The following is a 21,382-nucleotide window of genomic DNA, read 5'->3' on the forward strand; positions in this document are numbered from 1 at the left end:
ATGAATTTATCAAAAGACGAGATATTTACAATGCTCGAAAACCCCCTGATACAACAAGTACTTTTCGAAATAATGGATGAAGATGTTGTCGGTTTTGATGTGTTATCTGTACTTATCAATACCAATGAGGTAACTGATGACGAAATTTCAAGACAGTTGGATGTTAAATTAAACAATATCAGAAGAATACTTTACAAATTATACGAAGCAAGGCTTGTAGACTACAACCGAGAAAAAGACGAAGAAACAAACTGGTATACATACACCTGGAAACCATCTCTTGAAAAAGTGCCTGCATTAGTCGCTAAAAAAATGAAAGCTGTATTAATTGATTTAAAAGAACAGCTTGAATTGGAAGAAACAAGTATGTTCTTTTTCTGTTCGGGCTGCGAAATTAAATTTACATTTGAAGACGCAATGGATAGTGGGTTTAGATGTCCACAATGTGGTGGAATACTTCGCGAATATGATAACAAAAAAGATATTGCGTTGTTAAAAGACCAGATTAAATATTTAGAGGACGAATTCAATAAAAATCCTCTTTTTTCCACATATTAAGGTGCGTTCATGAAAGCTGTTTTAAACGAGTTATTAGACGACACCATATTCTATGAAAAATTTTCTAATTTTAAAAAAATCCAAGAAATACCTTTTTTTAATGAATATTTAACTTTTTTAGCGGAAAAATGTGAAAAAAACGTAGTTTTACATAGCATTGCAGTGGCAGATTATGTTTACGAGTTTGGAATTAAGTTAATCGATAAAGGATATAATTTTGACATAAAAACAGCAGTTTTGGGTGCTATTTTACACGATATTGGGAGAAGTAAAAGTCATGGTATTGACCATGGAATAATTGGCTCTGAAATATTGTTAAAAAATAATTTTGATGAAAAATATGCTAAAATTGCTGAAAGACATATTGGCGCAGGAATTTCTAAAACAGAAGCAAAAGAGTTAAATTTACCCGAAAAGGATTACATTCCAAAAACTTTGGAAGAAAAAGTAATAGCAAATGCAGATAACTTAATTTCTGGAGATTTACGGGTTGATATTGATTTTGTAATTGATAAATTTAAAAAAAGAACTAATTTAAAAGTTGCAGACAGTGTTTATTCTCTTTATTTGGAAATAAATAAATTAATTAAATAATTAAAATTTATGCGAATAACAGTCCTGTGAGCTGTAATACCGCGTAAAATGTTCCAATTGCAAATGTCATACATACAGAACATGTAATTATCATTCTATTAATTTTTAAACCAAACAATGGGACTGCAAAAAACAGCCCAAATAATCCAGAACCCACCTGTATCGTTTCAATTGCTTTTGAAATTTGTGACGCATCAACTGAAGGCATTGTTGGAGCTAACTGGGATATTACCATTAAGTATCCCCCTATCAAACCAGCAGTTGCAGGAATTACACCACAAAGAATGATAAGACCAACTGCAAGACCGTTTGCAGTAACGCTTAAAAGTTGGGCTTTTAAATTTTGCAGTTCTTCAAGTGTTTTAGCAAGTTTTTTCAAAGTATCGGCAAGTTCCCCACCGTATTTTCTATTTTCGATAATTAATCTTCCAACCTGCCTGAATATCTTTGAATCGATAGAGTTTGAGACAATTATCATTGCGTCTTCAAAACTTAATTTCCTTTCAGTCATCAGGGTAACAACTTTTGAAAATATAACATCTACTTCAGGAATTCCACTTCTTATAACTTCATTTATCGCTTCAACAACAGAACGTCCAGAATCAAGAGATAGAACCATAACATAAAGGGCTTTGGGTATATTTTTCTCAAATTTATCCATTTTGGATTCATACATTATCGTGGGCAGTGAAAGAACGGATCCTAAATACACTAAAGTTAAAATCAACGTGGTTTTTAGGGTGAAACCTAAGAATATTTTTAACAATATTGGTAAAATGGTTATAATTACTAAAATACCAATAAAAACCCTTTCATCGAGTTTTTTACCTGTTTTTTTTAATATTCTAATATTTCGTATAATCAAAACGTGATATATATGATTCAGGTATTTTTTGACATCCATAATTTCACTCGATCTTCATTTTAATAAAGATGGTAAATATAACTGTTGACATTAACCCTATTTTACCCATTACAAGGTCGATAGCATTTATAATACCATCAAATCCTTGTTGAGCACCCAATGCTGATTGTATCATTCCAGAAAATGGAATAATTAAACCGATACCAAATATCAGGTTTCCTAAATTTGAAATCTGGAACTTTGAACTATCTATTTTCGATAAAGATTCCCTAACTATCTCATTATACAAATTTTCAAGTAAAAGTTGTGTTCCACCTTTATTTGCCGCGAGAATCAATTGATCGTAGAGCTGTCTCATTAAATATATTTTAGTTCTTATTCTGGCCCTTTCAAGAGCTTCTACGAAGTTATAACCGCCTTGATTAATATCTTTGATGATACTTCTAAATTCAAAAGACGTAATTCCGTATTCGGGATTATTTGCAATGTTTTTCAAAGCTTCCTGAACTGAAGCACCGGAATTTAACATTGAAATAAGGTGTAAAATACTCATCAACACCTGAATTTTAATTTCTCCCCTGAATAGTGTTAGTTTTAATTTTGGGTAGAATACCCCACCAACAATTATAATAACTGCTAAAATTACTCCATTAGACAGGCCAGAAACGATATCGCCCACCAAAACACCATAGATTATAAACAATACAACCGTAGTAATCGCGGTAATCATCATCTTTAAGAAATAAACTCTCTCATCTGCAATACCCGCATACTGGTAATCCCTTTTGGACGGTAAAAATGATGTGTTTGTAACCCAGTATGAAAATGATCTGGAATATCCCCCAAGTGCCCCGAAATTACCTTTTTCAAAAAGCAAGTCATCTAAATCAATACTTATATCTGGAGTTTCATCAATATATGGTTCGTAAAACTCTAAGATTTCATCTTCAGGACTTAAATCTTTCTTTTTTTCAAAGATTTTTTTTAAGTATTCTGATCTTCCAACTCTGGATATTTTATTTTTTTTAGGTGATTTATCTTTTTTAAATGCACTGGCGAGCTTGTCAAGAATACCTTGTTGTTTTTTTTCAGTTTCTACTTTCATTTAAACCACAATCATTCCAGTATATGTTTTAAGACATTTTCTGGATTTTCCTGATATTGTTTAATTACGTCGCCTACTTTTCTAATATCACTAATATTATTGTTCACCATATATTTTAGTACTTTCTTTCTATTAATTCTATCATCCATTAATTCATCTCGCGTGATACCGGCAATCTGACACACGTCCTCTTCCCACATACAAATACCTGTTTTTACAACGCTGTCGCTTATTCCATCGTATTTAAAGAGTTCAGTCTTGGTAATGTTTTCTCCACTTCCCCCGATTTCGACAACACCAAGTATCCTTCTGACTGTTTTTTTATTACGTTTAATACGCTGTTGGTTTATGATAAAATCAATTGAAGACATCATAACTTTTGGAACGTTCATAGGTGGGTTTATTAATCGGATAATTGCCTCATCTGCGCTGTTTGCGTGCAGGGTTCCAGAACATCCATCGTGCCCGGTGTTCATTGCAACAAGCAAAGAATGCGCTTCACTACCCCTAACTTCCCCTACAAAAATCCTGTCAGGCCTCATCCTTAAAGAGTTCTTAATTAAATCATCCATCGTAATTTCATAACCTTGAACTCCAGGTCTTCCAGGTCTTGTAATCATCTTTATAAGGTGTGTCAGTGGAACCTGTAACTCCGGAGTATCTTCAATAGTTACAATCCTATCTGTATACATTGAAAACATTGAAACTACGTTTAAAGTCGTAGTTTTACCCGAACCAGTTCCCCCTACGATAAGTGTGTTTGCAGGTTTTGAACCAAAGTATCCTTCGACAGCCTGCCAGAGAAATGCAGCAAGTTCTAAATCAAAAGTTCCAAAATTAATCAAATCGACAATGGTTAAAGGGTCTTCACTAAACTTACGGATTGTAATCGTGTTACCTAACAATGTAACATCGCCCATCGTAGCGTTAACCCTGCTTCCATCCGGTAAAAATGCATCAAGCATTGGAGTTCGTGAATCAATAGTTCTACCTGCAAGATAAGCAATACTTTCAACAACCCTTGTTGCTTCGTGCTTATCGAGTCGGATGTTTGATTCACACATCTGGTATTTTCTGTGAAATACGAAAGTAGGGGATTCAACTCCATTTACCATTACTTCTTCCAATCTGCTGTCATTTAATGGAATTTCTAAAAGTCCCAATTTTCCAATTATCAAGTAAAAATAATGGGACAGGTGAAGTATTTCAATATCTCGCAATTGTATTTTGTTTTTTTCAGAATAATTTTTAAGGTAACCTTGAATCTGCCCTAATTTTTGAATGGTGGACTCTGAAAGTTCGGATTTTATTGTTTTAATATCCATTTCTGAAAGTTTTGCAAGGGCGGCATACATCGGAGCAATTTCTGGAACTTTGTATATTGTAACCCCGTTTTCCTTTTCAATTATAACATCAAAATCAATTTCGTCAACTTTTACAAAATATTTATCAAGCACTGAGCCTGTTGAATCTACTTCAAAAGTCTCCACAGGCTGTTTCATTCGTTCACTTACTGCAAAACCAGCTTTTTCAGATTTTTCAGGCGTACCAAATAAGTTTGGGGGTTCAGATATACTTTCAGATGTGTTATTTTTTTTAACAGTAGGTTTGGAATCTTTAGTCTGTATTCTGTCAAAAAGCCCCATACAATCACCTTATAGTGTTACATCGATATCTAAATGTTCTGTTAGCTCTTTGTACCTGTTTCGTATCGTAACTTCAGTAACGCCTGCAACATCAGCAACTTCTCTCTGGGTTCTTCTCGTCCCCTGCAAAACACTTGCAATATAAATTGCAGCAGCAGCAACTCCTGTAGGGCCCCTACCGCTTGTAAGTCCTCTTTCCCCTGCTTTTTGCAATATTGAGATTGCTTTTGATTCAACTTCTCCTGGAAGTTTTAATTCCGAAGCAAATCTTGGAACGTAATCTATCGGGTTTGTTGGAGCAAGCCTGATATTTAATTCTCTTGAAATAAATCTGTAAGTTCTTCCAATTTCTTTTCTATCGACTCTTGAAACTTCTGCAATTTCATCAAGAGTTCTTGGAACTTTACATCTTCTACAAGCAGCGTAAAGTGCAGCAGCAGCAACTCCTTCGATACTTCTTCCCCTAATAAGTCCTTTTTCTACAGCACCCCTGTAAAGAACTGCAGCATTTTCCCTAACGTTTCTTGGAAGACCCAATTTTGATGCAATTCTATCAAGTTCAGAAAGAGCAAACGCTAAATTTCTTTCAGATGCGTCAGAAACCCTGATTCTTCTCTGCCATTTTCTCAATCTATATAATTGAGCTCTTTTATCTGCAGAAATATCTTTTCCGTAGCTATCCTTATTTCTCCAGTCGATAACTGTTGATAAACCTTTATCGTGGATTGTATATGTCATTGGAGCTCCAACCCTACTTCTTTTCACACGCTGTTCGTGATCGAAAGCTCTCCATTCAGGACCCACATCGAATAAATTTTGCTGTAAAACACATCCGCACATTTCACAGACGATTTCAGCCCTTTCATAATCTTTAATAATATTTTTGCTCCCACATACCGGGCAAATTAATTCTTCTTCCTGTTCTAAAATTACATTCTTATTTGAATAGTCTTCAGGCTTTGCAATGGCAAGTTTAATCTTTCTTTCAGACTTTTTTGAGTCTTCTTTTGTAACAGCTTCGACTTTCATGATAACACCGTCTTAAAGTTATTTTCTTCCTTTTTTACGGTTTTTGGATTGTTTTTTAGGTTCTTCATTCATAACAAAAACGTAACCGGATTCTAAAGTGTTTTCTGCGTCCTCTTCACTATATGGAATTATTTTTACATAGGGCTCTTCAACAGGTCCAAATATATCGTAAATTTTACCGATTTTCTTAATTCTATCTTTAATTTTTATTCCAACAGGCGAATTAAAACGGGGCTGTTTTTTAGTACGCCCGATTATTTTTCCTTTTGGAGTTCTGTGCAGTATTTCTATTTTTTCCAACGAGATTCCTCCAAATCGCGATTATAAAATCTATTTAAAATCATGAATATTTAACAATAAAATCGATTCATATATAGTTTTCATGCAATACTATTTATATATTTCGAAAAGTATATATATGATTTACGAAATAGAATCGCGATTCTAAGAACAAAATGGGACTGAAAAAGGGATAAATGAAGAAATAACCGATAGTTTTATATACTGTGTACAAAAACCTTAGCGTTTTGGCAATGGAATTCGCAAACTATCCAAAAGTATTTAAGAAATAAGATAAATTAAGTGCGCTACAAAATATGTTTTTTTATTCTATTACGCCACTTAAATTTAAAAACAGATTTAAATCTATTAATAATCTGAAAATTAAACTTAAAATTAAATCACAATTTTTTTGTTTTTTATCTGGAAAACCTTTTTATTATTTACCTGCCCTTGTTTTAATAACTGTAATTTTTCGGACTTTAGATAATAATATATAGGTGGTTATTCGTGAATAATAATAGCATTGAATATAGAAAGTTGGAACACCTTATTGTGTGCGACCACTGTGACGTGGAGTATCAAAAAGGGACCCTTCTTGAGGACGTTGAATTAATTCACAGCGGTATATCAAACTGCGATTTAGACGATATCGATACATCTATCGAAATTTTTGGAAAAAAATTAAATGCTCCGTTAATTGTAGCAGCAATAACTGGTGGGCATCCTAAAGCAAAGGAAGTCAATAAAAATATTGCTATTGCTGTTGAAGAACTGAATTTAGGTATGGGTGTTGGTTCACAGAGAGCCGCCATATCAAAAAGCTACCTCGAAGAAACTTATTCCGTCGTAAGGGATCACACTTCCTCACTAATTATCGGAAATCTCGGGGCAGTTAACTTTGTGGAAGATTCATGGGATGAAGAAATTATTTCAAAGTCCGTGGAAATGATTGATGCAGATGCAATGGCAATTCATTTCAATCCACTACAAGAAGCAATACAGCCAGAAGGCGATGTAAACTTCAAAGGACTTAATATTTTAAAAGAAATAATTTCAAATTACAATAAAATTCACGGAAAAATCCCATTTATCGCAAAGCAAGTTGGCGAAGGATTTTCAAAAAAAGATGCCATTTTTTTAAAAGAAATGGGCTTTGATGCGATAGATGTTGGCGGAAGCGGCGGAACTTCTTGGGCTGCTGTAGAGCTTTACAGAATAAAAGATGAAGAGCAGAAGAATTTTTCAAACCAGTATTTTAACTGGGGAATTCCAACTGCCGCATCTATTTTAGAAGTAAATTCAGTCTTTTCAGGACCGATAATTGCAACAGGCGGAATCAGGACTGGAATCGATATCGCAAAATCAATTTCAATCGGTGCAAACTGCTGTGGAACTGCTTTACCAATTTTAAAAGCAGCCTTAAAGTCTTCAGAAGCTGTTACAGCTGTGCTTGAAAGAATGATTAAAGAATTAAAGACTACAATGTTTTTAACAGGTAGTAATAATATAAACGAGCTAAAATCTGCCAGATATATTTTAAAAGGCGATTTAAAGAATTGGAAGGATCAGATTTAATAATTTAAATATTATCTATCGGAATTTTTTCAATCTTATTTATTCAGTTATTTAAAAAAGGAAGTGATAATTTGCAGTTAGAAGTAGTCGCAATAGGTGGATACGAAGAAGTCGGAAGAAACATGACTGCCGTAAATATCGACGGCGAGATCATAATTTTCGATATGGGTGTAAGACTCGACAGGATAATGATTCACGAGGATACAGACATCTCAAAAATGCACAGTTTAAACTTAATCGAGATGGGTGTAATTCCGGATGATACGGTAATGAAAAATATCGAAGGAGAGGTTAAGGCGATTGTTTTAACGCACGGACACCTCGACCACATTGGAGCAATTACAAAACTTGCGCACAGGTACAACGCTCCAATTATCGGAACTCCATACACTTTAGAACTCGTAAAAAGGGAAATTTTAAGCGAAAAGAAATTTGACGTTAGAAACCCTTTAATCACATTAGAAAACGGAAATAAATTAGATTTAACAGCAAATATTACTTTAGAATTCGTAAAAATCACGCACAGTATTCCAGATTCTGCAATGGCAGTTCTTCACACACCTTACGGTGCTGTAGTTTACGGAAACGACTTTAAATTTGATAATTTCCCGGTAGTTGGTGAAAAACCCGACTACAAAGCATTAAAAAGAATTGGAAAACAGGGCGTAATTGCAATGGTTTCAGAAAGTACAAGAGTTGACTACGAAGGAAAAACAGCATCAGAAGGAGTTGCTGCAAACCTTTTGAAAAACGACCTTCTTGGAACTGACAATGAAGACAATGCAGTAGTAATTACCACGTTTTCATCACACATTGCAAGAATCAAGTCAATTACAGATATTGCATCAAAAATGGGTAGAATTCCAGTACTTGTTGGAAGATCAATGGCAAAATACTGCGGAATTGCGGAAGATATTGGTTTAGTTAAATTCCCAAAAGAAACAAAAATTTGCTGGGACCCTTCATCAATCGACAAAACTTTCCACCAGATAATGAAAGATGGAAAAGAAAACTACCTCATGGTTGTTACAGGACATCAGGGTGAAGAAGGTGCGGTTTTATCAAGAATGGCAACTAATAAAACACCATTTAGATTTGAAAAATACGATCAGGTTGTATTTTCAGCAGACGTTATTCCAAACCCAATGAATGCGGCACAAAGGTATTTATTAGAGGCAAGGTTAAAATTGGCAGGAGTTAGGATATTTAAAGGGGCTCACGTATCTGGACACGCGGCAAAAGAAGACCACAGGGACATATTAAGGTGGTTACAACCAGAACACCTGATACCTTCCCACGGTGACTTTAATTTAACTTCTGCATATGCTAAATTAGCAGAGGAAGAAGGATTCAGACTCGGTGAAGATGTACACTTGCTCAGAAACGGTCAAAGTTTGAAATTCGAAAGAGTAATTTAATAGAGGTGCTATAATGGTGTTTGATAGGGAAATATTGTCAAAAATCGATTCTGAACTCAAAAAATACATGGAAAAAGACACTAAACTTTACAGTGCTTCAAAACACCTTTTACTTGCAGGCGGTAAAAGAGTAAGGCCTTATCTTTCAATTATAACATATCTCTTGAAAAAAGATGATATTACTGAAATACTGGCACCAGCACTTTCTGTTGAATTAATTCATAACTATACGTTAGTCCATGACGATATAATGGACAACGACGACCAGAGAAGAGGAATGCCAACAGTTCACACGATTTATGGTGAACCAATCGCAATTTTAGCTGGAGATTTATTGTATGCAAAAGCTTTCGAAGCTCTTTCAAATATTGAAGACAGCAAAAAGGCTCACGAAGTTTTAAAAGTATTATCTAAGGCATGCGTTGAAGTCTGCGAAGGACAGACTGAAGACATGGAATTTGAAGAAAGATTCCCTACTTTAGATGAGTATTTTGACATGATTTCCAAAAAAACAGGTGCTTTAATTGTGGCTCCCGTAGAAATCGGGGCAGTTATGGCAGACTGTACTCCTGAAGAAAGAGAAGCACTTTACAATTATGCAAAAAGAATTGGAATGACTTTCCAGATTCAAGATGATGTTTTAGATCTAATTGGGGATCAAAAAACAATTGGAAAACCTGTTGGAAGTGACATTGTCGAAGGTAAAAAGACAATGATGGTAATTCACGCGATAGAAAACCTTTCCAAAGATAAAAAAGAAAGATTATTACAGATTTTAGGAAACAAAGACGCAACTTCTGAGGAAGTTTCCGAAGCAATTGCAATTTTAGCAGATTCTATAGAATACGCGAAAAACACGATGAAAATAGCAACAGAAGAAGCAAAAGACTACTTAAAAATATTTGACGCGGAAAAAAGAAAGAATCTCGAAAGCATTGCTGATTTTATCATTGAAAGAATTCACTAATCATATTTAAATATCTATTTTAACTTTTTTTAAAATTTAAAGGTGTTTTAATGAAAATTCCTAAAATTTACGTTGAAGGAGAATTAAACGACGGCGACCGTGTTGCAATCGAAAAAGATGGAAATGCAATAATTTTTTTAGAAAAAGATGAAGAATATTCTGGAAACGGCAAACTTCTTTATCAGGTAGTTTATGATGATTTAGCCAAATATTTGAGTTTAGACAAACTAAAAAAAGATGTTTTAATCCAATATCCTGATAAACACACATTTACTTATCTTAAAGTAGGAACTGAGCTTGTTTCTGTGGTTGCAGAAGGTTACGAAGTTTATCCAATAATGGATTTTGGTTTCAGGGTTTTAAAAGGGTACAGACTCGCAACACTTAAAAGTAAAAAGGGGGACTTAAGATACGTTAATTCTCCTGTAAGCGGAACTGTAATATTCATGAACGAAATCCCTTCAGAAAGAGCAAATTATGTATTTTACATGCTTGAGGAATAATTTTCATTCAAAATTTTTCGAATACTGGTAGCCCCAAGAACCAGTAATCTGTCCTTTTTTTGCCATTTTTCCTAAAATATCAAGAGTTTCCTTTTCAAGAGGTTCTGGAGTACTATTTTCAAAGTAAGTTCCACAAAGCGGCATAAAATAGTGTGCATGGACTTTTCCATTCTTTTTTATAATGTATTTCATCAAATCAATACTTTCTTTTCTTTGAGTTTCTGTTTCCCTGGGAAAACCAAATATAAAATCAACTTTTGGAATCAAATCGTACTCTTTAGAAATTTCTACTGCATTTATAACATCTGAAACTGTGTGACCACGTCTTATATGTTTTAAAACTTCATCACTACCACTCTGCGCCCCAAAATGGATGTATCTATTATCACAGTATTTATTTACTAAATCAAGGGTTTCTAAATTTACAAATTCAGGCCTTACTTCTGAAGGGAATGTTCCAAAAAAGAGTCTTTTTTTAATTTCAAAGAGGCTTTTCATCAGTTTTTCAAGCTTTTCGATATCTGGTTTTGTTCCGGTTTTAGAGCCATATGAAAATGCATTCGGAGTTACAAACCGGATATCACCCATAGTCTTTACAATTTTTACGATACTTTCAATACTTCTGTGCCGTATATTTTTTCCAAATATCTGCGGAGTTTGGCAGAATCTACAGTTGTAGGGGCATCCCCTTGTAATTTCTATTGGTGCGAGGGGCCAGATTTTTTCATAATCATTAAAATTCTCAATTGGTATTCCTTTTATTATTTTTTCAGGGGTTTTTCCAGATTTTATGGAATTTATAAGACTCGGCAGTGAAATTTCTCCTTCACCAATTATAACATGATCAAACCCCATGTTTAACGTATCTTCTGGACAACCTGATGGGTGAGGGCCACCTGCAATCAGAATAATATCTTTTTTAAATTTTTTTAGTTCGTTTATTTCGTTTAAAACTTCCTTTTCTTGCATGCTCATAAATGAATATATCAAAATATCTAAAGAATTTAAATTCTCAATTATTTCACTAAATTCTTTGAATAAACTTCCGCCTACCAAAGGATATAATTTTGAGATGCTGTACTTGTTTTTCGAAGTCATTCTAAATCCAATCATAACTTTAAATAATTATGATTGGTATATAAAATTGACAGTAGTTTTAGAAGATACATTCTTTAAAAGACTAATTTTTATATTCTATATTTTTTAAATGCTTGGTGATTAAATGGCAAAAATTGCGAAGAACGCAGTTGTTATCGGGGATGTTAAACTCGGTGAAAACGTAAATATCTGGTACGGGGCAGTATTAAGGGCAGATATTAATAAAATAACTGTTGATAATGATTCAAATATACAGGATAACTGCACGGTTCACTGTTCAAAAGATTATCCTGTTTTTATCGGAAAAGGAGTTTCTGTGGGGCACGGTGCAGTAATTCATGGGTGCACGATTGAAGACAACGTTCTCGTGGGGATGAATTCAACCGTATTAAACGGCGCAAAAATCGGTAAAAACTCAATGATTGGAGCAAATGCTCTTGTATCACAAAATAAAGAAATTCCACCAAACAGCCTGGTTTTAGGGGTTCCCGGAAAAGTTGTGAGAACTTTAACGGAAGAAGAAATAAATTCAATAATGGAAAATGCAAAAAGGTATCTTGAATTATCAAAAAACTTATAATGTTTAAAAATCAATGTGACTATTATTGTAAATTAATCGGGTGAAAAAATGGTCAACTTAGGATTTGTTATCGCAGAATTCAACAGAGATTTAACATTTATGATGGAAAAATTGGCAGAAGAACATGCTGCATTCTTGGGCGCAAATGTTTCATGCAAAGTAATGGTTCCAGGATCATTTGACATGCCTCTTGCAATCAAAACACTCCTCCAAAAAGACGACATCGATGCGGTTGTTACAATCGGCTGCGTTATTGAAGGAGACACTGAACACGATGAAATTGTGGTTCAAAACGCGGCAAGAAAAATTGCAGATTTATCTCTTGAATTTGGAAAACCTGTTGCTCTTGGAATTGCGGGTCCAGGAATGACAAGAATGCAAGCTGAAGATAGAATTGATTACGGTAAAAGCGCAGTTGAAGCTGCTGTTAAAATGGTAAAAAGACTTAAAGAAATCCAATAATTTAAAATTAAATTTATAAATCTTTTTTTAGTGATTTTATGAATGTTTTAAAAGAAGTTTACTCGACAATCGAAAAAAGAATTGAAGAAAAACCTGAAGGTTCCTACGTTGCTAAATTAACAACCGATGATAAAAAAACAGCAGTAAACAAAATCTGTGAAAAAGTCGGTGAAGAAGCTGCAGAAGTTATTCTCGCAGCAAAAGACGGCGATAAATCGGAAATAATTTATGAAAGCGCGGATTTAATATTCCACACAATGGTTCTGCTCGCAAAATCAGGAATCACGTACGAAGAACTGAGTGAAGAATTTAAACGAAGAATGAGGTAACTTATTTCAAATAATTCCTGAGGATTTTTGGAAAAATTGTTCCTTCAATTAAATTCAGGATATCCGTTCTTGTAAGAATTCCAATCACATTTTCTTCATTATCTACTACAATTAACCTTCCAACGTTATTTTTTTCCATTAAAATCAATGCATCATATATTTTTTCATTTTTTGATACAGTATATATTTTTTCAGCCATCATTTTTGTTACAATTTCGTTTTCAAGGCCTTTTGATACTGCTTCTGCAACATCGTGGAGGCTCACAATTCCGAGAAGTTTTTTTCCATCCATAATCGGAATTCCGCTGATATTTGCATCTGAAAGTAGTTTTGCAGCATCTCGAATAGTTTTTTCAGGGGTAATGTAAATCAATTCCTCTTTTGTTCCAACATCCCCTACAAAAATGCCTGGAACGCTTGCAACACTTATTACATCCATTAAAAGGATATGATTGATGTCATCTCTTCCAACGACTCTTCCTAAAATTACGATTTTGTTGTGGTGTGTCGGTCCAACTTTTACGACGTCCCCTTCAGAAAATTTCCTTGTATCTCCATTAACGTAGATTTTTGAAGAACATGATTTTTCTCTTGTTACGGTATCAAACACGATTTTTGTGACGCTGACACCCTCAACGAGGTCTTCCCTTTTATAAATTGGAACAGTAATTTCTTCTTCGGTTTCAAGTCCAAGTGAGCGGTAAGTCAAGCTCGTTGGAATGTAACCACCTTTTGGTCCAGGAACCCCATCAACAAGATTCAACGCTCTTAACGCCTGCATCTGGTTTCTAATGGTTCCAGGGTTCCTGCTAAGTCGAACAGCAATTTCCGTTCCTTTAACCGCTTTATTTTTTTCCCGGTAGATTGAAATCAATTCCTGAAGTATTTCTTTTTGAACAATTGTTAATTCCATAATTTCACCATTAAAAATGATTATAAATAGTGATTATAAATAGTGATATATAACAATGGTTTTTATTTGTATAATAATTTAATGATTTAATTTAAGAGTGCAAAAATTCAAAAAAAAGGTTAAATTATAATTATTTAGTATTTAAAAGTCTAAAGATACGAGTTTACAGTGAGTATTCTTCTCTAAATATTTTAAAAATGATTTTAAACCATAAACTTCGGTTCCGTAGTGTGTTCCATCGATAACCGTTAGGTCTAATTCTTCCGCGATTATTTTTGAGTGGTGGGTTAAATCTCCTGAAATGTAAACATCTGCAATATTTGATACATATTTGACAGAATCCTGTGAAAGCCCGTATCCTGAAAGAACTGCTACTTTCAACTGTTTTTTATTATATATACTTTTAGAAACAACTGTTTTTGGAACAGTAAATATATTTTCCTTCGTAATTTTTAAAATATCTTCAAAATTCCCGTTAAAATTTCCAACTCGCCCAAGTCCATTTTCATATAAATTTTTAACATCTTTTAAGTTATATAGTTCTGTTAGACAGTCATTAAGTCCGTTTTTACAAATATCAAGGTTTGTATGGGCACTGTATAAGGGAATTTCATTATTAGTCAGTATTTTAAGTTTTTTATAAATTGGACCTGTAAAATTTTTTATTCCATCTTTTAAAATCGGGTGATGGGTAAATAAAAAGTCAACATCCTCATGTTCTGCTTTTTTTATAACTTCTAAGGAAGGATCGAGTGCAATTCCTATTTTTCCAACTTTCTTTTCGAGGTCCAGTCCAACCTGAAGCCCGATATTATCTCCCGGTATTGCAAGTTCTTTTGGAGCGAATTTTTCAATTATTTCTATAATTTCAAAAGCTTTCATTTTTTCCAACCTGTAATTACCTGTAATTCTTCAAATAAAAATTTTAAAGACCCTGTCTGTTGGGCAACAAATCCTAAATTTTCCATTTTTGCAATGGTTTTGTCCCCGCCTGTAAGGGATGATTGAAGTATTTGAACGATTCCCTTTTCATTTAAATAGTTAGATACTTCGTCTAAAAATTTATCCAAAACTTCTCTTCCGTCTTTTCCACCATCGAATGCGTAATTTAGGTATTTTTCTAATTTTTCTTCATCTGATGTTGGAAGGTATGGTGCATTGAATAAAATTACGTCAAATTTTCCTTCAATGTTCCTAAAAAGGTCGCTTGTTTTAAAAAATAGTTTTTTGGAATCGATTTTGTTTAATTCTGAGTTGATTTTCGCACATTCCACCGCGTAAGGGTTAATGTCGATCCCGATGACCTTTGAGGCACCCTGTTTTACTGCATTTATTGCCTGAATTCCGCTTCCAGTTCCAACATCAAGGACTGTTTTATTTTTTACATCAACTAAATTTTCGATTAAAAGTTCACTGTCTTCTGCAGGAACATATACTTTAGGGTGCGTTTTTATCTTTATTCCACTTATTTCAATGATTTCTATCATAACAATCTATTTTTTACATTTTCCAGATTTCATCGCCAATAAAATGAATGGTTTTAATTGCTTTTCCTTTTTTTTCTTCAACCATTGTTTTTCCATCCATCAAAGCTTCCCCAACAGATAGCGGCTTTTTGTGAGTTACATCAACTACAAAAACAATGTCTCCTTCTTTGATATTTTCGTCAGCTTCGACTATTCCTGGGGCCATGATGTCTGCACCGTTCGCGATGAATTTTACGGCACCCATGTCGACAGTAACTCTATTGTTTTCTATATCCATATTTAGAAGGAATTTGAGTGTTGGAAATATCCTCTCATTATCTACCATTGCAAGAGGAGTTCCATCTAAAAGGATTATTTCGCCTTCTTCTGTTACAGCTTTTTCAACGACTGCTTTTTTTGGAATTATTTTTTCAACGTCAAAAATATTTCCAAGTTCGTCTTTTAATTCTTTTAATTCCTTCTTTTTTAGCATGTATCTTCTTTTTATTTCCATAGTTTCACAAGTAACATTTTTTAAGATTTAAAAACAGTTTAAAATAATATTTTAAAGAATAAGTAAGTTTAGGTTAAAAAAATTAAATTAAAAAATATTTTATATTTATTCTATAATTTCGTAAGCAGTGTTTCGCTGTTTTGGAATTCTTCCAACTGCTAAAATCATGTCTTTTAATTTTTCCTCGCTCATGTAAGTTCCGTAACTTCCACCCGCTGCTTTTGAGATGTTTTCTTCCATCAATGTTCCGCCGATATCGTTTGCACCGCAATTCAGCGAAACTTGGCTTAATTTTGTTCCCAATTTTACCCACGATGTTTGTATATTTTTAATGTAGTCTTTAAAGAAAATTCTTGAAATTGCGTAAACTTTTAAATCGAGCATTCCAGAAGCTCCGCTTTTTACTTTTTCCATGTGGTAGAGTGGCGCATTTTCGTGTAAAAACGTTAATGGCACAAATTCTGTAAAACCGCCAGTTTCTTTTTGAATTTTTCTTAAAATTGATATATGTTCTGCAAGATGTTTATTTTCTTCGATATGGCCGTACATCATTGTACAAGTTGTTTTAATGCCAGTTTTGTGTGCATTTGTTACAACGTCAATCCATTCGGAAGTTTTTAATTTTGTAGGGCAGATTTCAGACCTTATTTCATCATTTAATATCTCAGCAGCGGTTCCGGGCATGCTGTTTAATCCATTTTCTTTTAAAATTTTCAAAGCTTCCTTTACACTTAATCCTGCATTTTCTGCGGCAGATTTAACTTCCATCGGGGAAAATGCATGCACATCTATTTTTCCGTATGGTTCAGTGATTTCTTTGACTTTTTTTAGGATTTCAGCCTGAAAATAGGTATCTATTTCTTTTAAAAGGCCACCTTGAATGCATACTTCGGTAGCACCAATTTTTCTTGCTTCAAGTGCTTTTTTAGCAACTTCATCAGGATTTAAAAAAAACGCATTTGGATCGCCATGTTCTGCTTTAAATGCACAGAATTTACAGGTTCCGCTGCATACATTTGTAAAGTTAATATTTGCATTAACGACGTAAGTAACTGCATCCCCGACAATATCTTTTCTAAGAGAATCTGCGGTTTTTAATATATCAAAAAAGTTTTCAGTATCTTCAAATAATTCAAGGCAGTCTTTTTCTGAGATTTCCTTTTCCTTAAAAGACATCAAATCCATTAAATCACCAATCGATCTATAAATATTCTCAAGAATATTTTTTAATATTTATATATTTCGATTATATTAACCGCTAATTCGGGACTAAATCATTAAAAAATCGAAAAATAGGGGGATTTTATTCAATTATTTCGTAAAGTGTAGTTCTTTCTTTTGGAATTCTTCCAATGCTTGTAATGGCGTTTCTCATTACATCTACGCTCGCATCTTCATAGATACTTCCCGCAGCTTTTGAAACTTTATCTTCAACCAAAGTTCCACCAAGGTCGTTTGCACCGGATTTTAGAATTAACTGACTCAATTTAGTTCCAATTTTTACTCTTGGCGCTTGAATGTTTTTTATAACGTCTTTAAATAAAATTCTCGAAACCGCGTAGAGTTTTAACTCGTAAAGTCCGGTCGCTCCATCTTTAACTCTTCCAGCTTTATGGAGGGGAGTATTTTCATGCAAATATGAAAGTGGAATGAATTCAGTAAATCCGCCAGTTTCTTCCTGGATTTCTTTTAAAATTGACAGGTGGTCTACAACATGTTTATATTCTTCAACATGGCCGTAAATTATTGTAGACGTTGTTTTAATTCCTGTTTTATGTGCGGTTTTTATAATATCTACCCATTTTTTAACAGGCATTTTTAGCGGGCAAATATCTGATCTCACTTCGTCATCCAATATCTCAGCAGCGGTTCCAGGAACTGTTCTTAAACCAGCTTCGCTCAACATTTTTATGGCTTCTTTTACATCAATTCCAGCGTTTTCAGCACCATTTAATATTTCCTGTGGGGAATATGCGTGGATATATATTCCACCGAGTTTTGAAGTTTCGCTATTTACTTTATTTAATGTTTCAACCTGAAAGTGCGTGTCGACGTCAGGGTGGATTCCACCGTGGATTGTAACTTCAGTAAGTCCAGCTTTTTTAGCAATAACTGCTTTTTTAGCAATTTCGTCGGAATTCAACCTAAAAGCTTCGGGACTGTTTTTTGAAACACTGAATGCACAGAACTTGCATCCCATCGTGCACACGTTCGTAGTTTCAATATTGGTGTTATTTACAAAAGTGACGGTATCTCCGACAATATCATTCCTAAGAGAATCTGCGGTTTTTAATATTTCGAAAAAGTTTTCAGTATCTTCAAACAACTCAAGACAGTCTTTTTTTGAGATTTCTTTTTCCTTAAAAGACGTTAAATCCATTAAATCACCGGATAATTTCTAAGTTCCACTTGGGCTTTTTCGTATATAAAATTGAGCATGGCTAATTACTACTTTAATTGGGATAATCCCTTTATTAATTGGTCGAAAATTCGCTGGAAATCCTTTAATATATATAATTTTCTATTTATTGAGAATAGAAAGTACATTATATTGCTGATTAGTAATTATACTTGTTATATTAAAACTCTAGAAATAGGAAGGTGGCAGAATGAAATTTGGTATCGAATTTGTTCCAAACGAACCAATAACCAAACTAGCATACTACGTTAAAATGGCAGAAGACAATGGATTTGAATTCTGCTGGATTACAGACCACTACAACAACAGAAACGTATACATGACCTTAGGAAACCTTGCAGCAGCAACAAACAAGATTAAATTAGGTCCTGGTGTTACTAACCCCTACGTAAGAAGCCCTGCAATCGCAGCATCCGCAATGGCTACATTAGACGAATTATCTGGTGGTAGAGCTACATTCGGTATCGGCCCTGGAGACAAAGCAACATTCGACGCATTAGGTATTGAATGGACAAAACCAGTTGGAACAATCATCAAAGCAATCGATGACATGAAAGCTTTAATGTCCGGAAAAAGATTAGCAGAAGGTGCACAACTTGCAGTTAAACCTTCAGGAAAAGTTCCAATTTACATGGGAGCACAAGGCCCAAAAATGTTAGAAACCGCAGGATCAATTGCTGACGGTGTTTTAATTAACGCTTCAAACCCAAAAGACTTCGAAGCAGCAGTTCCTTTAATTAAAAAAGGAGCAGAAGCAGCAGGAAGAAGTATGTCAGAAATTGACGTTGCAGCATACGCATGCATGTCAGTAGACAAAAAAGCAGACAAAGCTAAACAAGCAGCTATCCCAGTTGTAGCATTCATCGCTGCTGGTTCACCTCCTATGATCTTAGAAAGACACGGAATTGACCCTGCTAAAGTTGATGCAATCAGAGCAGGATTAAAAGAAGGAAACTTCGGTGCAGCATTCGGAAACGTTGACGAAGCAATGTTAGAAGGATTTGCATTATACGGTACACCTGAAGAAGTTGTAGAAAAAGTTAAAGGCTTAGAAGCAATGGGTGTAACCCAAGTTGTTGCTGGATCCCCAATCGGACCAAACAAAGAAACCAGCATCAAATTAATTGGAAAAATCATTAAAGAATTCCAATAATTAAATAACTTTTTTAAATTTTTTTTAAATTTCGAAAAAAAGAGTTTTATTTTAGTTTTAAAGGTTTATTTAGCCTTTGATTTTTCAATATATTTTTCAATCATTTTAGCTTCAATTTTTGAAGTTATTCCAAGTCTTTCTAAAACAATCTCTGTAAGAAGTCTTTTTAAAATTTCTTTTCCTTCTTTTGTTTCATCAATTGTTCCTAATTTTTTTGTAATTCCTGGAGATTTTAATTTTGCTAAAGCGCCCGAAATATCTTCTTCGCTAACTCTTCCTTTTTTCTTTTCGTATATTGCATCTGCAATTTTTTCAAGTTTTTCCATATCAAACGGCAAAAAATCTTTTATTTTTGTAGAAAGTGTTTCTTCAATCGAAGCTAAAACTCTGGCAATTTCTTCGTTGGATGTGTTTTCATCAATTTTGATTTTTTTAGAGACGTACCATTTTCCTTTTTTAGCGTTAAACTGTATTTGTTCTTCAGACATAAAATCACCTGAAAAAAGTTATAATCGTAAAACAATATCCTGTTTAAATTATATAAAATACTTTCAATTGAAATTAAAACAATATATAAAAAAAGTAAAGTAATTAGTACATTTCAAGGGTTTTTTTCAAAATAGGACTTTGAACGTCTTCTTCTGAGATTTCAGAAACTTCTAAAACATTGATGTATGCTCTTTTTACAGCATGTTTACTACCCATTTCTGAGTACATGGTTTCTAAAGCGTCATCTTCTTTTAAAACATTGTATTCTTTTGTGAATACCATTGGTTCGTCTTTTCCAAGGATTTCTCCTTTTATTCTTATGATTTTTGCCATATTATCACCAAAAATTATTAATCTATTAAATCTAGAGCTTCTTCAATTTTCAAGATTTCAGGACCTGACGTGTCGCCTCCGACAACAGCCCCCTTAGAGTTTGCTAGAATGCACGCGCCAACTGAAGTTACACCCCTATTTGCAGTGCCCCTTTCAACGTAGTCCACTCTTAAAATGTTTTGAATCCATTCTAATTCTAATTCATCAGTTAGTGGGTGAACCAGGCATCCTTTATCGGTTGCAACTCCATTTGAACCAACTGTCGGGAGTTCAGCATAGTTTCCTACTCCGGATTCTACGTCTAAAACATCTTCGATAGTTTTTCTAAATCTGGATAATTCTTCCGAAATTATGCATCCTTTATTGTTAGTTAATATTAAGTTACCAAATGCCGTGTTTTTAGCTTTAAGTCTTTCTAAATTAACATCCAGACTGTTTTCTTTTAAAAACATTTTAATTAATTCAACTTCTTTTTCAGTCGTTATGTCAGGTACTAAAAGTCCGTTGGAGTTTCCAACACATAAGGAGCCTATTAAAGAGCTGTTTGAAATGTTTAATTGAGTTGCAGGAATGTCGAGTACTTCTTTCATACGTTCCATCGTTTTTTGATCAACTGAAAGAGGAAAAAACCCATAATCTTCAGTTGCGAGTGAATGTACTCCTAGTGTGGACACTCCAGAAAAGTATGTTTTCATTATCATAGTACCACAGTGTTTCTAAAGAAAGAAGCAGGTAGATTATTCTACTAATGTTGCTTTAACAACATCTCCTTCTTTTACTACTTTAACTCTAACTTTAGCAGGGATTTTGTTTAAGCTTCTTTCCCAGACTTTTTCGTTTATTGAATTGTCAAGTTTTACAACGTCTGACTTCATGTGTTTCTTTAAGAACTCCCTAATAGCCCTTATAGCTCTTGGAGCTCTTTTTGTTGTAGGGCTTTTGTTTGTTACGTCTCTCAAAGGAATTGTATATATTCTTTCTTCTTCCATAATCTGCACCTCCGCATGGATTAAAAAATGTATAAATATTAAATCATATAGAATATGAAAAAACAATATTTAAATATTTTGGTGAGCGGGTACAC

26 protein-coding genes are annotated in these 21,382 nt (G+C 33.9%); 10 read left to right on the forward strand and 16 right to left on the reverse strand.

Annotation, left to right across the window (positions count from 1 at the left end; all coding sequences use genetic code 11):
• Both tfe and ACS5L2_RS08580 read left to right on the forward strand, forming a co-directional pair.
• The gene (gene tfe / locus ACS5L2_RS08575) at positions 1-558 is read left to right on the forward strand and encodes a transcription factor E (RefSeq protein ID WP_459201577.1); all 558 of its coding nucleotides are present in this window, start codon (positions 1-3) and stop codon (positions 556-558) included.
• Positions 559-567: 9 nt separating this feature from the next.
• Complete coding sequence (locus tag ACS5L2_RS08580; protein ID WP_459201578.1) at positions 568-1,152, forward strand: HDIG domain-containing metalloprotein; 585 nt, start codon at positions 568-570, stop codon at positions 1,150-1,152.
• Positions 1,153-1,159: 7 nt separating this feature from the next.
• Here ACS5L2_RS08580 and ACS5L2_RS08585 read toward each other — a convergent pair whose 3' ends face one another.
• From ACS5L2_RS08585 to ACS5L2_RS08605, 5 genes are read right to left on the reverse strand one after another with little or no spacing between them, the layout of a single operon-like run.
• Positions 1,160-2,056: a type II secretion system F family protein gene (locus tag ACS5L2_RS08585; protein ID WP_459201579.1), complete on the reverse strand. Its 897-nt coding sequence runs from the start codon at positions 2,054-2,056 to the stop codon at positions 1,160-1,162.
• 4 nt (positions 2,057-2,060) lie between these two features.
• The gene (locus ACS5L2_RS08590) at positions 2,061-3,122 is read right to left on the reverse strand and encodes a type II secretion system F family protein (protein ID WP_459201580.1); all 1,062 of its coding nucleotides are present in this window, start codon (positions 3,120-3,122) and stop codon (positions 2,061-2,063) included.
• Between the two features lie 11 nt (positions 3,123-3,133).
• On the reverse strand, positions 3,134-4,768 hold the full coding sequence (locus ACS5L2_RS08595) for a type II/IV secretion system ATPase subunit (RefSeq protein ID WP_459201581.1): 1,635 nt from the start codon (positions 4,766-4,768) through the stop codon (positions 3,134-3,136).
• Positions 4,769-4,777: 9 nt separating this feature from the next.
• On the reverse strand, positions 4,778-5,797 hold the full coding sequence (locus ACS5L2_RS08600) for a transcription initiation factor IIB (RefSeq protein WP_459201582.1): 1,020 nt from the start codon (positions 5,795-5,797) through the stop codon (positions 4,778-4,780).
• Positions 5,798-5,815: 18 nt separating this feature from the next.
• Positions 5,816-6,097 carry a Gar1/Naf1 family protein gene (locus ACS5L2_RS08605; protein ID WP_459201583.1) on the reverse strand — a complete coding sequence of 94 codons (282 nt, stop codon included), beginning with the start codon at positions 6,095-6,097 and terminating at the stop codon, positions 5,816-5,818.
• Between the two features lie 489 nt (positions 6,098-6,586).
• On the opposite strand from ACS5L2_RS08605, the gene fni reads away from it, so the two are divergent.
• The 4 genes from fni (at position 6,587) to ACS5L2_RS08625 (ending at position 10,542) form a co-directional block, all read left to right on the forward strand.
• The gene (gene fni / locus ACS5L2_RS08610) at positions 6,587-7,654 is read left to right on the forward strand and encodes a type 2 isopentenyl-diphosphate Delta-isomerase (protein WP_459201584.1); all 1,068 of its coding nucleotides are present in this window, start codon (positions 6,587-6,589) and stop codon (positions 7,652-7,654) included.
• A 71-nt stretch (positions 7,655-7,725) separates the two neighbouring features.
• On the forward strand, positions 7,726-9,072 hold the full coding sequence (locus ACS5L2_RS08615) for an RNase J family beta-CASP ribonuclease (protein ID WP_459201585.1): 1,347 nt from the start codon (positions 7,726-7,728) through the stop codon (positions 9,070-9,072).
• 13 nt (positions 9,073-9,085) lie between these two features.
• Positions 9,086-10,039 carry a polyprenyl synthetase family protein gene (locus ACS5L2_RS08620; protein WP_459201586.1) on the forward strand — a complete coding sequence of 318 codons (954 nt, stop codon included), beginning with the start codon at positions 9,086-9,088 and terminating at the stop codon, positions 10,037-10,039.
• Positions 10,040-10,089: 50 nt separating this feature from the next.
• A complete protein-coding gene (locus ACS5L2_RS08625; protein ID WP_459201587.1) occupies positions 10,090-10,542 on the forward strand; it encodes a DUF2118 family protein in 453 nt (150 codons plus the stop codon).
• A 3-nt stretch (positions 10,543-10,545) separates the two neighbouring features.
• Here ACS5L2_RS08625 and ACS5L2_RS08630 read toward each other — a convergent pair whose 3' ends face one another.
• On the reverse strand, positions 10,546-11,655 hold the full coding sequence (locus ACS5L2_RS08630; RefSeq protein WP_459201588.1) for a TIGR04013 family B12-binding domain/radical SAM domain-containing protein: 1,110 nt from the start codon (positions 11,653-11,655) through the stop codon (positions 10,546-10,548).
• 109 nt (positions 11,656-11,764) lie between these two features.
• On the opposite strand from ACS5L2_RS08630, the gene ACS5L2_RS08635 reads away from it, so the two are divergent.
• From ACS5L2_RS08635 to ACS5L2_RS08645, 3 genes are read left to right on the forward strand one after another with little or no spacing between them, the layout of a single operon-like run.
• Positions 11,765-12,220 carry a gamma carbonic anhydrase family protein gene (locus tag ACS5L2_RS08635; RefSeq protein WP_459201589.1) on the forward strand — a complete coding sequence of 152 codons (456 nt, stop codon included), beginning with the start codon at positions 11,765-11,767 and terminating at the stop codon, positions 12,218-12,220.
• Between the two features lie 48 nt (positions 12,221-12,268).
• Positions 12,269-12,682, forward strand: a complete 414-nt coding sequence (ribH, locus tag ACS5L2_RS08640) for a 6,7-dimethyl-8-ribityllumazine synthase (RefSeq protein ID WP_459201590.1) — start codon at positions 12,269-12,271, stop codon at positions 12,680-12,682.
• Between the two features lie 38 nt (positions 12,683-12,720).
• On the forward strand, positions 12,721-13,011 hold the full coding sequence (locus ACS5L2_RS08645; RefSeq protein ID WP_459201591.1) for a phosphoribosyl-ATP diphosphatase: 291 nt from the start codon (positions 12,721-12,723) through the stop codon (positions 13,009-13,011).
• A 1-nt stretch (position 13,012) separates the two neighbouring features.
• Here ACS5L2_RS08645 and ACS5L2_RS08650 read toward each other — a convergent pair whose 3' ends face one another.
• The 6 genes from ACS5L2_RS08650 to cofH (ACS5L2_RS08675) form a co-directional block, all read right to left on the reverse strand.
• Entirely contained in the window at positions 13,013-13,924 is a 912-nt protein-coding gene (locus tag ACS5L2_RS08650) for a CBS domain-containing protein (RefSeq protein ID WP_459201592.1), read from the reverse strand.
• A gap of 141 nt (positions 13,925-14,065) precedes the next feature.
• Positions 14,066-14,806: a Nif3-like dinuclear metal center hexameric protein gene (locus ACS5L2_RS08655; RefSeq protein WP_459201593.1), complete on the reverse strand. Its 741-nt coding sequence runs from the start codon at positions 14,804-14,806 to the stop codon at positions 14,066-14,068.
• Entirely contained in the window at positions 14,803-15,411 is a 609-nt protein-coding gene (locus ACS5L2_RS08660; RefSeq protein ID WP_459201594.1) for a HemK2/MTQ2 family protein methyltransferase, read from the reverse strand. The genes ACS5L2_RS08655 and ACS5L2_RS08660 overlap by 4 nt, the downstream gene beginning before the upstream one ends.
• 13 nt (positions 15,412-15,424) lie before the next feature.
• Positions 15,425-15,904 carry an RNA-binding protein gene (locus tag ACS5L2_RS08665; RefSeq protein ID WP_459201595.1) on the reverse strand — a complete coding sequence of 160 codons (480 nt, stop codon included), beginning with the start codon at positions 15,902-15,904 and terminating at the stop codon, positions 15,425-15,427.
• Between the two features lie 105 nt (positions 15,905-16,009).
• Positions 16,010-17,089, reverse strand: a complete 1,080-nt coding sequence (cofH, locus tag ACS5L2_RS08670; RefSeq protein ID WP_459201596.1) for a 5-amino-6-(D-ribitylamino)uracil--L-tyrosine 4-hydroxyphenyl transferase CofH — start codon at positions 17,087-17,089, stop codon at positions 16,010-16,012.
• Between the two features lie 118 nt (positions 17,090-17,207).
• Positions 17,208-18,284 (reverse strand): 5-amino-6-(D-ribitylamino)uracil--L-tyrosine 4-hydroxyphenyl transferase CofH, encoded by a 1,077-nt coding sequence (cofH, locus tag ACS5L2_RS08675; RefSeq protein WP_459201597.1) that lies wholly within the window; start codon positions 18,282-18,284, stop codon positions 17,208-17,210.
• A 229-nt stretch (positions 18,285-18,513) separates the two neighbouring features.
• Here cofH (ACS5L2_RS08675) and mer point away from each other — a divergent pair, with 229 nt between their 5' ends.
• A complete protein-coding gene (gene mer / locus ACS5L2_RS08680; RefSeq protein WP_459201598.1) occupies positions 18,514-19,476 on the forward strand; it encodes a 5,10-methylenetetrahydromethanopterin reductase in 963 nt (320 codons plus the stop codon).
• Positions 19,477-19,541: 65 nt separating this feature from the next.
• Here the strand turns inward: mer and ACS5L2_RS08685 are convergent, their stop codons facing one another.
• The 4 genes from ACS5L2_RS08685 to ACS5L2_RS08700 form a co-directional block, all read right to left on the reverse strand.
• Entirely contained in the window at positions 19,542-19,964 is a 423-nt protein-coding gene (locus tag ACS5L2_RS08685; protein WP_459201599.1) for a DUF2666 domain-containing protein, read from the reverse strand.
• 103 nt (positions 19,965-20,067) lie between these two features.
• Complete coding sequence (gene rpl18a / locus ACS5L2_RS08690; RefSeq protein WP_459201600.1) at positions 20,068-20,298, reverse strand: 50S ribosomal protein L18Ae; 231 nt, start codon at positions 20,296-20,298, stop codon at positions 20,068-20,070.
• A 17-nt stretch (positions 20,299-20,315) separates the two neighbouring features.
• Positions 20,316-20,999, reverse strand: coding sequence for a translation initiation factor IF-6 (locus ACS5L2_RS08695; RefSeq protein WP_459201601.1), 684 nt, complete (start codon positions 20,997-20,999; stop codon positions 20,316-20,318).
• Between the two features lie 36 nt (positions 21,000-21,035).
• On the reverse strand, positions 21,036-21,287 hold the full coding sequence (locus ACS5L2_RS08700; RefSeq protein ID WP_012193657.1) for a 50S ribosomal protein L31e: 252 nt from the start codon (positions 21,285-21,287) through the stop codon (positions 21,036-21,038).
• Between the last annotated feature and the right edge of the window lie 95 nt (positions 21,288-21,382).

Source organism: Methanococcus mangrovi, from assembly GCF_054506835.1.

What these genes read in the sequence shown, in the direction of transcription:
- tfe (WP_459201577.1), top strand. Translation starts at nt 1, where the DNA reads ATGAATTTATCAAAAGACGAGATATTTACAATGCTCGAAAACCCCCTG.
- ACS5L2_RS08580 (WP_459201578.1), top strand. Translation starts at nt 568, where the DNA reads ATGAAAGCTGTTTTAAACGAGTTATTAGACGACACCATATTCTATGAA.
- ACS5L2_RS08585 (WP_459201579.1), bottom strand. Translation starts at nt 2,056, where the DNA reads ATGGATGTCAAAAAATACCTGAATCATATATATCACGTTTTGATTATA.
- ACS5L2_RS08590 (WP_459201580.1), bottom strand. Translation starts at nt 3,122, where the DNA reads ATGAAAGTAGAAACTGAAAAAAAACAACAAGGTATTCTTGACAAGCTC.
- ACS5L2_RS08595 (WP_459201581.1), bottom strand. Translation starts at nt 4,768, where the DNA reads ATGGGGCTTTTTGACAGAATACAGACTAAAGATTCCAAACCTACTGTT.
- ACS5L2_RS08600 (WP_459201582.1), bottom strand. Translation starts at nt 5,797, where the DNA reads ATGAAAGTCGAAGCTGTTACAAAAGAAGACTCAAAAAAGTCTGAAAGA.
- ACS5L2_RS08620 (WP_459201586.1), top strand. Translation starts at nt 9,086, where the DNA reads ATGGTGTTTGATAGGGAAATATTGTCAAAAATCGATTCTGAACTCAAA.
- ACS5L2_RS08625 (WP_459201587.1), top strand. Translation starts at nt 10,090, where the DNA reads ATGAAAATTCCTAAAATTTACGTTGAAGGAGAATTAAACGACGGCGAC.
- ACS5L2_RS08630 (WP_459201588.1), bottom strand. Translation starts at nt 11,655, where the DNA reads ATGATTGGATTTAGAATGACTTCGAAAAACAAGTACAGCATCTCAAAA.
- ACS5L2_RS08635 (WP_459201589.1), top strand. Translation starts at nt 11,765, where the DNA reads ATGGCAAAAATTGCGAAGAACGCAGTTGTTATCGGGGATGTTAAACTC.
- ribH (WP_459201590.1), top strand. Translation starts at nt 12,269, where the DNA reads ATGGTCAACTTAGGATTTGTTATCGCAGAATTCAACAGAGATTTAACA.
- ACS5L2_RS08645 (WP_459201591.1), top strand. Translation starts at nt 12,721, where the DNA reads ATGAATGTTTTAAAAGAAGTTTACTCGACAATCGAAAAAAGAATTGAA.
- ACS5L2_RS08650 (WP_459201592.1), bottom strand. Translation starts at nt 13,924, where the DNA reads ATGGAATTAACAATTGTTCAAAAAGAAATACTTCAGGAATTGATTTCA.
- ACS5L2_RS08655 (WP_459201593.1), bottom strand. Translation starts at nt 14,806, where the DNA reads ATGAAAGCTTTTGAAATTATAGAAATAATTGAAAAATTCGCTCCAAAA.
- ACS5L2_RS08660 (WP_459201594.1), bottom strand. Translation starts at nt 15,411, where the DNA reads ATGATAGAAATCATTGAAATAAGTGGAATAAAGATAAAAACGCACCCT.
- ACS5L2_RS08665 (WP_459201595.1), bottom strand. Translation starts at nt 15,904, where the DNA reads ATGGAAATAAAAAGAAGATACATGCTAAAAAAGAAGGAATTAAAAGAA.
- cofH (WP_459201596.1), bottom strand. Translation starts at nt 17,089, where the DNA reads ATGGATTTGATGTCTTTTAAGGAAAAGGAAATCTCAGAAAAAGACTGC.
- cofH (WP_459201597.1), bottom strand. Translation starts at nt 18,284, where the DNA reads ATGGATTTAACGTCTTTTAAGGAAAAAGAAATCTCAAAAAAAGACTGT.
- mer (WP_459201598.1), top strand. Translation starts at nt 18,514, where the DNA reads ATGAAATTTGGTATCGAATTTGTTCCAAACGAACCAATAACCAAACTA.
- ACS5L2_RS08685 (WP_459201599.1), bottom strand. Translation starts at nt 19,964, where the DNA reads ATGTCTGAAGAACAAATACAGTTTAACGCTAAAAAAGGAAAATGGTAC.
- rpl18a (WP_459201600.1), bottom strand. Translation starts at nt 20,298, where the DNA reads ATGGCAAAAATCATAAGAATAAAAGGAGAAATCCTTGGAAAAGACGAA.
- ACS5L2_RS08695 (WP_459201601.1), bottom strand. Translation starts at nt 20,999, where the DNA reads ATGATAATGAAAACATACTTTTCTGGAGTGTCCACACTAGGAGTACAT.
- ACS5L2_RS08700 (WP_012193657.1), bottom strand. Translation starts at nt 21,287, where the DNA reads ATGGAAGAAGAAAGAATATATACAATTCCTTTGAGAGACGTAACAAAC.